Here is a 7,202-nt window from a genome sequence, read left to right as displayed (position 1 = left end):
ATAGACCCCACCCCGCCCCCGCGCGATGGCGTGTCGCTCGATCATCCGCCTCGTGTGCGGCGGCTCGCTGCCGCGATGCAGCTCCAGCAGCCGCGCATAGGTGCCGTGGTCGGCCTTGGTCCGGCGAGTGTTGTGGCGGATGTACTCGACCCAGGTCGGCACGTGGTAGGTCTCCTGCCAGATCCGCGGGTTCTCGAGATCGCGCATCAGCACCCAGTTCTGCGCCCCGTCGCGGATCCGCACGCGGCGGCGCTCGGCCATGACCTCGAGGAACTGCGGCACGTCCTGCGGGTCGATCTCGAACTCGGTGACAGCCACCACCGGCCCGCTGCGCGGCTGCACGTCGAGCTGCAGCATCGGCTCGCGGAAGAGCCCCAGCGGCGACAGGTCGAGATTGCCGTATTCCGGCAGAGGCCGGCGCAGACCGACCGCGGCGGCGAGTGCAAGGATGCCGGCCGCGCCTGCGAAGGCCACCAGCAGGCTATGCCCGTCCGAGACCGCGCCCCAGAGCCAGCTGCCCAGCGCCATGCCGCCGAAGCTGGCGGACTGGTAGAGCGCGATGGCGCGGCCCACCACCCAGCGCGGCGTCGAGAGCTGCACCGTCACGTTGAAGAGCGACAGCGCCACCACCCAGGCCGCGCCGCTCAGCATCAGCGCGGGCAGGCAGAGCCAGAGCGAGGGCGACACCGCGAGCCCGGCGGTCGAGGCCATCGCCACCAGCGCCGCCAGCCGCACGATGTGCTCGTTGTCCATGCTCGCGCGCAGCCGGGAGTTGGCCATCGCGCCGCCGATGGCGCCGACCCCGAAGGAGCCCAGCAGGATACCGTAGGTCGTCGCGTCGCCGCCCAGCCGTTCATGCGCCACCACGGGCAGCAGCGACAGCGCCGCCACCGAGCCGAGGCCGAAGAGGAACGCGCGCCCCATGACGTTGACGAGGTTCGGCGACATGGCGACGTAGCGCAGGCCCGACTGAATCGCGAGGCGCAGCGGCTCGCGCGGCAGCGCGTCGTCCGGCACCGGTGCCTTCCAGAGCCAGAGCGCGCCGATCATGGCGACAAGGCCCCCCGCTTTCGGCGCAAGGGCGCCCGGGGCCCCCGCCGCGGCCGCGATGATGCCGCCGGTGGCGGGGCCGTTTGGGCGCGTGGCGTTAAAGGCCAGGGAGTTCAGCCCCACCGCCGATGGCAGCTCGGAGCGCGGCACGATGTCCCCCATCGAGGCCTGCCACGACGGGTTGAAGAAGGTCGAGCCGGTGCCGATCATGAAGGTCAGCAGCACCAGCAGCCACGGCGTCATCAGCCCGGCCCACGCCAGCAGGGTCAGCAGCGTGGCCGTCGCCATCATGAAGAGCTGCGCCCCGATCATCACCTTGCGGCGGTCGTGGCTGTCCGCCAGCGTGCCCGCGAAGACCGCGAACAGCATGGTCGGCACCATCACCCCGGCCTGCACGAGGCCCACCATGGCGTCGCTGTCGCTGATCTGGGTCATCATCCAGCCCGCGCCCACCGACTGCACCAGCGTGCCGAGGTTCGACACGAGCGAGGCCAACCAGCGGTTGCGGAAGGCAGGAAAGCGCAGGACGGACAGGGGGTTGGATACGGGCTGAGGCATGGCGTGATCCGGGATTGCGGCAACCGCCGGACCGCGGGCCATGCCTCAAACTGTCACAGCCCCGGGCAGGGTCAACCCCCCTTCCCCGAAACGCTGGCGACTTGCCTCGCCCGGAGGCCACGGTCCGGCGGAATGCCTGCCAATAGCGCCCGGTATGCGCATACGTCCCGCCGGGCGCGTCAGTCCCCGGCCACTCGCGTCGCCTATGGGCACAGCCCCCTCTGCGCGGCCGGCTTGTCCGCCACGGGCTCCGATGTGCGGCCGGCCAATCCCTGCCGGAAAGTCCCTGCCGCAGCGCTGCCCCCGTCCGGGGCGGGATCAGGATGCCAAGCGGGGCGATCATCATGCCAGATGCAAGGGCACCGCCTCCCCTTCACACGGGGCAAGCCACCAACCGGCCCGTCTGGCAGGGCGCTGACGAGCGCTTCCAGACGGCCAGATTTGCCGACGTGGCGGCCTCTCTACGCAACCAGCGATCACGAACGCGACGGGAGGCACCGGTCTTTGGCGTCGTCTCGCTTCGGAGACGGGCTGTAGCGGTCCCCGGAGGCCCGGCTCGTCGACGGCAGCGATTGTGCGACATTCCGAAAACTACCCCGCTCGCGCGAAAATCCAACCCAGCGCACGGCCCCCACCCGAGCGCACGAAAATCCGGCACGGCGCATGGACCCGACCCGTGCGCACGAAAAAAGGGCCGGTGCGCATGGCACCGGCCCCTTCCGATAGATCTGTCCCGAGGGCTCAGAGCGTCGGGTACATCGGGAAGCGCTTCAGGAACTCGGTGACTTCGCCGCGGACCTTGGCCTCGACCTCGCCGTTGCCGTCCTCACCGTTGGCGGCAAGACCGTCGACCACCTCGATGATCCAGTCGGCGATCTGGCGGAACTCTTCCTCGCCGAAACCGCGGGTGGTGCCGGCGGGCGAGCCCAGACGGATGCCGCTGGTCACGGTCGGCTTCTCGGGGTCGAAGGGCACACCGTTCTTGTTGCAGGTGATGTGCGCACGGCCCAGCGCCTTCTCGGTCGCGTTGCCCTTCACGCCCTTGGGGCGCAGGTCCACCAGCACGACATGGGTGTCGGTGCCATGGGTCACGGTGTCGAGCCCGCCCTTGATGAGCTGGTCCGAGAGCGCCTGCGCGTTCTTCACCACCTGAGCGGCGTAGGTCTTGAACTCGGGCTTCAGCGCCTCGCCGAAGGCCACGGCCTTGCCGGCGATGACATGCATCAGCGGACCGCCCTGGATACCCGGGAAGATCGCCGAGTTGACCTTCTTGGCGATGGTCTCGTCGTTGGTCAGGATCATGCCGCCGCGCGGACCGCGGAGGGTCTTGTGCGTCGTGGTGGTGGCCACGTGGGCATGAGGGAACGGCGACGGGTGCTGACCGCCGGCCACGAGGCCCGCGAAGTGCGCCATGTCGACCATCAGGTAGGCTCCGACGCTGTCGGCGATCTCGCGCATCTTGGCGAAGTCGATCTGGCGCGGGATGGCCGAGCCGCCGGCGACGATGATCTTGGGCTTGTGCTCGTTGGCGAGCTCCTGCACCTGGTCGTAGTCGAGACGGTTGTCCTGCTGGCGCACGCCGTACTGGATGGCGTTGAACCACTTGCCCGACTGGTTCGGCTTGGCGCCGTGGGTCAGGTGGCCGCCGGCGTCGAGCGACATGCCGAGGATGGTGTCACCGGGCTGGATCAGCGCCTGGTAGACGCCCTGGTTGGCCTGGCTGCCCGAGTTCGGCTGAACGTTCACGTACTCGCAGCCGAACAGCGCCTTGGCGCGGTCGATGGCGAGGTTCTCGGCCACGTCCACCCACTCGCAGCCACCGTAGTAGCGCTTGCCCGGGTAACCCTCGGCGTACTTGTTGGTCATCACCGACCCCTGCGCTTCCATCACGGCGCGGGAGACGATGTTCTCGGAGGCGATCAGCTCGATCTCGTCGCGCTGACGACCGAGTTCGCCGGTGATCGAGGCGAAGAGTTCGGGGTCGCGGTCGGAGAGCGACTGGGTGAAGAAACCGTCATCGCGGTGCGGTGCGTTCATGAGGCGGGTCTCCCGGTGTCGTCATGGATTCGTCACGTGGCGACTAGGTAAAGGAAACCGGCGCCCCCGCAAAGGGATCAAAGCGGCATTGTTCCGGTACAAGGGCGACGGCACTGGCAGGTTGCGGAAACTTGTGCTTGTTTCGGAACCGAACGACCGAGTTCGGGAAACCCATGTCGCTGAAAATCGCCTTTTGCGCCTCGAATGCCGCCATCGCCCAATCCGCGCTGGAGGGGCTTACCCGCCGCTACGGCAACCACGCCGAGAACGGCGCGGACGTGATCGTGGCGCTGGGGGGCGACGGCTTCATGCTGCACACGCTGCACCGGACCGAAGAGCTGGCGGTGCCGGTCTACGGCATGAACCGGGGCACCGTGGGCTTCCTGATGAACGCCTATTCCGAGCACGCGCTCGAGGAACGGCTCGCCGCCGCCGAGGAGGCGGTGATCAACCCGCTCTCGATGCGCGCCCACCGCGCCGACGGCAGCACCCATCGGGCCCTCGCAATCAACGAAGTCTCGCTGCTGCGCGGCGGGCCGCAGGCGGCGCGGCTGGCGATCTACGTGGACGGCAAGCTGCGCATGCCCGAACTGGTCTGCGACGGTGCGCTGCTGGCCACGCCCGCGGGCTCCACGGCCTACAACTACTCGGCCCACGGCCCGATCCTTCCCATCGGCTCCGACGTGCTGGCACTGACCGCGGTCGCCGCCTTCCGGCCCCGGCGCTGGCGCGGCGCGCTGCTGCCCAAGGCCGCCGAGGTCACCTTCGAGGTGCTCGAACCCGAGAAACGCCCGGTCATGGCCGAGGCCGACAGCCAGTCGGTTCGCGACGTGCTGCGGGTCGAGGTGCGCTCGGAACCCTCGGTCGCGCACCGGGTGCTCTTCGATCCGGGCCACGGGCTCGAGGAACGGCTGATCCGCGAACAATTCGTCTGATCGTCACGGAACCGGCAGGCGGATCCCGGCGTTTTGCTGTCGAACCCCGCGATGAGGCGGGACAGCCTGACGAAAGGAGACTTCCGATGAATTGGGATGTTATCGAAGGCAAGTGGAAACAGTTCAAGGGTGAGGCCCAGGTGCAATGGGGCAAGCTCACCAATGACGATCTCGACCGGATCGAAGGCAACCGCGACAAGCTGGTTGGCGCGATTCAGGAGCGCTACGGCATCGAAAAAGACGAGGCCGAGAAACAGGTCGACGCCTTCCACAACAAGCACGCGACCTGATTTCAGGCCCCGTAAGGCACGTACCCCGTAAGGCACGTACCGGCCCCGGCTTTCCCTCGCCGGGGCCTTCGTGTGTCCGGGGACCCCGGGTTTCCGGGCAATATCCGCCCTCTCATGCCCTGCACCGCCCCTTGCACCGCCCGCCGCGATCCGCTCTCTATGGCGCATCGACGCAGGGGCTGTGGCCGGGGGACGCGCATGATCGAGGGATCTCACCACGTCGCGGTGATCTGCGGCGACTACGCCCGCAGCAAGGCCTTCTACACCGAGGTACTGGGCCTCGCGATCCTTGCCGAGACCCACCGGGCCGAGCGTGACAGCTGGAAACTCGACCTCGCGCTTCCGGGCGGTGGCCAGATCGAGCTCTTCAGCTTCCCCGCCCCGCCCGACCGTCCCGACCGCCCCGAGGCCAAGGGGCTCCGCCACCTCGCCTTCACCGTTGCCGATGTCGCGGCCGCCCGCGAACGGCTCGAGGCGCAGGGCGTCGCGGTCGAGCCCATCCGCACCGACGCGCTGACCGGCAAGCGCTTCACCTTCTTCGCTGATCCCGACGGGCTGCCTCTCGAGCTCTACGAGCGCTGAGCCGCGAATCCGTTGCCCGGTGCCGGCCGCGCTGCCATGCTTTGCGCATTGTACCGGGGGGAGGACACCCATGTTCCGCATCATTCTGGCCGCGCTGCTCGCGGCCGGCACCGCGTCCGCTGACTGCGCCGGCGACGCCGAGATTTCCGCATATGTCGACGCCTACCTGTCGCGCGCGCCCGCCAAGGCGCTTGGCGCCGACGGCAGCCTCGAGGACGCGCTCTGCACGCAGGGCAAGCTGATCGCGGCGCTCGAGCCCGAGATGGGCCCCGTGGTGGGCTACAAGGTCGGGCTCACCAGCAAGCCTGCGCAAGAGCATTTCGGCGTCAGCGAACCGGTGATGGGCGTGCTTTACCGCGACATGCTGCTGGAAGACGGCGCCGAGGTGCCCTCGGGCTTCGGCACCGTGCCGCTGATCGAGGCCGACCTGCTGCTGGTGGTGGGCGACAACGGCATCCGCGAGGCCACCACGCCGGATGAGGTCGTGGCGCATCTCTCGGCGCTCCGCCCCTTCATCGAGCTGCCCGATCTCACCTTCGCCGAGGGCGAGCCGGTGAACGGCATCACCCTCACCGCCATCGGCGTCGCCGCCCGGCTGGGCGTGGTGGGCGCCGACATCCCCGTCGAGGATCCCGCCGCGATCTCGCAGGCGCTGGCGTCGATGACAGTGACGCTCGCCGCCGCGGACGGCACGACGCTGACCGAGGCTCCCGGTGCGGCGGTGCTCGGCCACCCCGCCAACGCGGTGCTGTGGCTGATGTCGAAAGGCGTGACGCTCAGGGCGGGCGACGTGGTCAGCGTGGGCTCCTTCGGCCCGCTCCTGCCCGTCGCCAAGGCCGGTGCGGGACGCGAAAGCGGTGTTCGGCCGGGATCATCGGGCTGGACACCGGGGCGCCCCTGCCCCGCGCCGGACCATTGACCCGGCTCGCCGGACCGTCCGGCCCACGGCAAGAACCGGGGAGTCGCGCCCCTTGCGTCCCCCTCTCCGGGAAGTCGGGAGAACACCGGCATTCGCCCCCGTCGCCCCTCCGGATTTTCTTCTTGTCACAACCCGGCGCGATGACGGACCATCCCGACGCAAACGGAAAGCAGGGTGCGCTCCCAATGTCCGAAATCATCTTCTACACCAACCCCATGTCCCGCGGCCGCATCGTGCGGTGGATGCTCGAGGAGCTCGGTCAGCCATACGAGACGCGGGTGCTCGCGTATGGACCGCCGATGAAATCGCCAGACTACCTGGCGATCAACCCCATGGGAAAGGTTCCGGCCGTGCAGCATGGAGAGGCCGTCGTGACCGAAGCCGCCGCCTGCTGCGCCTATCTCGCTGCCGCCTTCCCCGAAGCAGGGCTCGCGCCTGAACCGGGCACGCCCGAGGGCGCGGCATACCTGCGCTGGATGTTCTTCGCCGCGGGACCGGGCGAGGCGGCGATCACCAACGCCCACTTCAATTTCTCGCTGCCGGACGACCCGCAGGCGCGCGGACGCGCCGGGTACGGATCGCTGGAGGCGGTCGCCGATGCACTCGCCGCGATGCTCTCGGACGGGCGAGACTACGTCACCGGAACGACCTTCAGCGCCGCGGATGTCTATGTCGGGTCGCAAATCCTCTGGGGACGGATGCTCGGTTCTCTCCCCGAGCCGCCCGGATTTTCCGACTACGCCGAGCGCCTGACAACACGCCCCGCCGCCGTGCGGGCGCGCGAGATCGACGATGCGTTGATGACCTCATCCGGTTGAGCAGGCCCGGATC

The 7,202-nt window shown here is 68.9% G+C and carries 7 protein-coding genes; 5 read left to right on the top strand and 2 right to left on the bottom strand.

Annotation, left to right across the window (positions count from 1 at the left end; genetic code table 11):
- Both HC022_RS15545 and glyA read right to left on the bottom strand, forming a co-directional pair.
- A partial coding sequence (locus HC022_RS15545; protein WP_167453051.1) for an MFS transporter occupies positions 1–1,608 on the bottom strand: 1,608 nt, incomplete at its 3' end.
- 741 nt (positions 1,609–2,349) lie between these two features.
- Positions 2,350–3,645 (bottom strand): serine hydroxymethyltransferase, encoded by a 1,296-nt coding sequence (gene glyA / locus HC022_RS15540; RefSeq protein WP_008886271.1) that lies wholly within the window; start codon positions 3,643–3,645, stop codon positions 2,350–2,352.
- Positions 3,646–3,818: 173 nt separating this feature from the next.
- On the opposite strand from glyA, the gene HC022_RS15535 reads away from it, so the two are divergent.
- The 5 genes from HC022_RS15535 to HC022_RS15515 all read left to right on the top strand — a co-directional run bounded on the left by HC022_RS15535 (position 3,819) and on the right by HC022_RS15515 (position 7,189).
- Entirely contained in the window at positions 3,819–4,580 is a 762-nt protein-coding gene (locus HC022_RS15535) for an NAD kinase (protein ID WP_089955736.1), read from the top strand.
- 86 nt (positions 4,581–4,666) lie between these two features.
- The gene (locus tag HC022_RS15530; protein ID WP_008883744.1) at positions 4,667–4,870 is read left to right on the top strand and encodes a CsbD family protein; all 204 of its coding nucleotides are present in this window, start codon (positions 4,667–4,669) and stop codon (positions 4,868–4,870) included.
- A 198-nt stretch (positions 4,871–5,068) separates the two neighbouring features.
- Entirely contained in the window at positions 5,069–5,452 is a 384-nt protein-coding gene (locus HC022_RS15525) for a VOC family protein (RefSeq protein ID WP_167453050.1), read from the top strand.
- 70 nt (positions 5,453–5,522) lie between these two features.
- Complete coding sequence (locus HC022_RS15520; RefSeq protein ID WP_167453049.1) at positions 5,523–6,371, top strand: 2-keto-4-pentenoate hydratase; 849 nt, start codon at positions 5,523–5,525, stop codon at positions 6,369–6,371.
- Between the two features lie 140 nt (positions 6,372–6,511).
- Complete coding sequence (locus HC022_RS15515) at positions 6,512–7,189, top strand: glutathione S-transferase family protein (protein WP_254885109.1); 678 nt, start codon at positions 6,512–6,514, stop codon at positions 7,187–7,189.
- Positions 7,190–7,202: the final 13 nt, after the last annotated feature.

Source organism: Salipiger sp. HF18 (assembly GCF_011806505.1).
GTDB classification, from domain to species: Bacteria; Pseudomonadota; Alphaproteobacteria; order Rhodobacterales; family Rhodobacteraceae; genus Salipiger; species Salipiger thiooxidans.
Note: the sequence above shows the minus strand (reverse complement) of the source record. Positions and strands in the feature narration are given on the sequence as shown.

Bases quoted from the DNA above. Each gene is read 5' to 3' on its own strand.
- glyA (WP_008886271.1), bottom strand. From the start codon at position 3,645: ATGAACGCACCGCACCGCGATGACGGTTTCTTCACCCAGTCGCTCTCC.
- HC022_RS15535 (WP_089955736.1), top strand. From the start codon at position 3,819: ATGTCGCTGAAAATCGCCTTTTGCGCCTCGAATGCCGCCATCGCCCAA.
- HC022_RS15530 (WP_008883744.1), top strand. From the start codon at position 4,667: ATGAATTGGGATGTTATCGAAGGCAAGTGGAAACAGTTCAAGGGTGAG.
- HC022_RS15525 (WP_167453050.1), top strand. From the start codon at position 5,069: ATGATCGAGGGATCTCACCACGTCGCGGTGATCTGCGGCGACTACGCC.
- HC022_RS15520 (WP_167453049.1), top strand. From the start codon at position 5,523: ATGTTCCGCATCATTCTGGCCGCGCTGCTCGCGGCCGGCACCGCGTCC.
- HC022_RS15515 (WP_254885109.1), top strand. From the start codon at position 6,512: ATGACGGACCATCCCGACGCAAACGGAAAGCAGGGTGCGCTCCCAATG.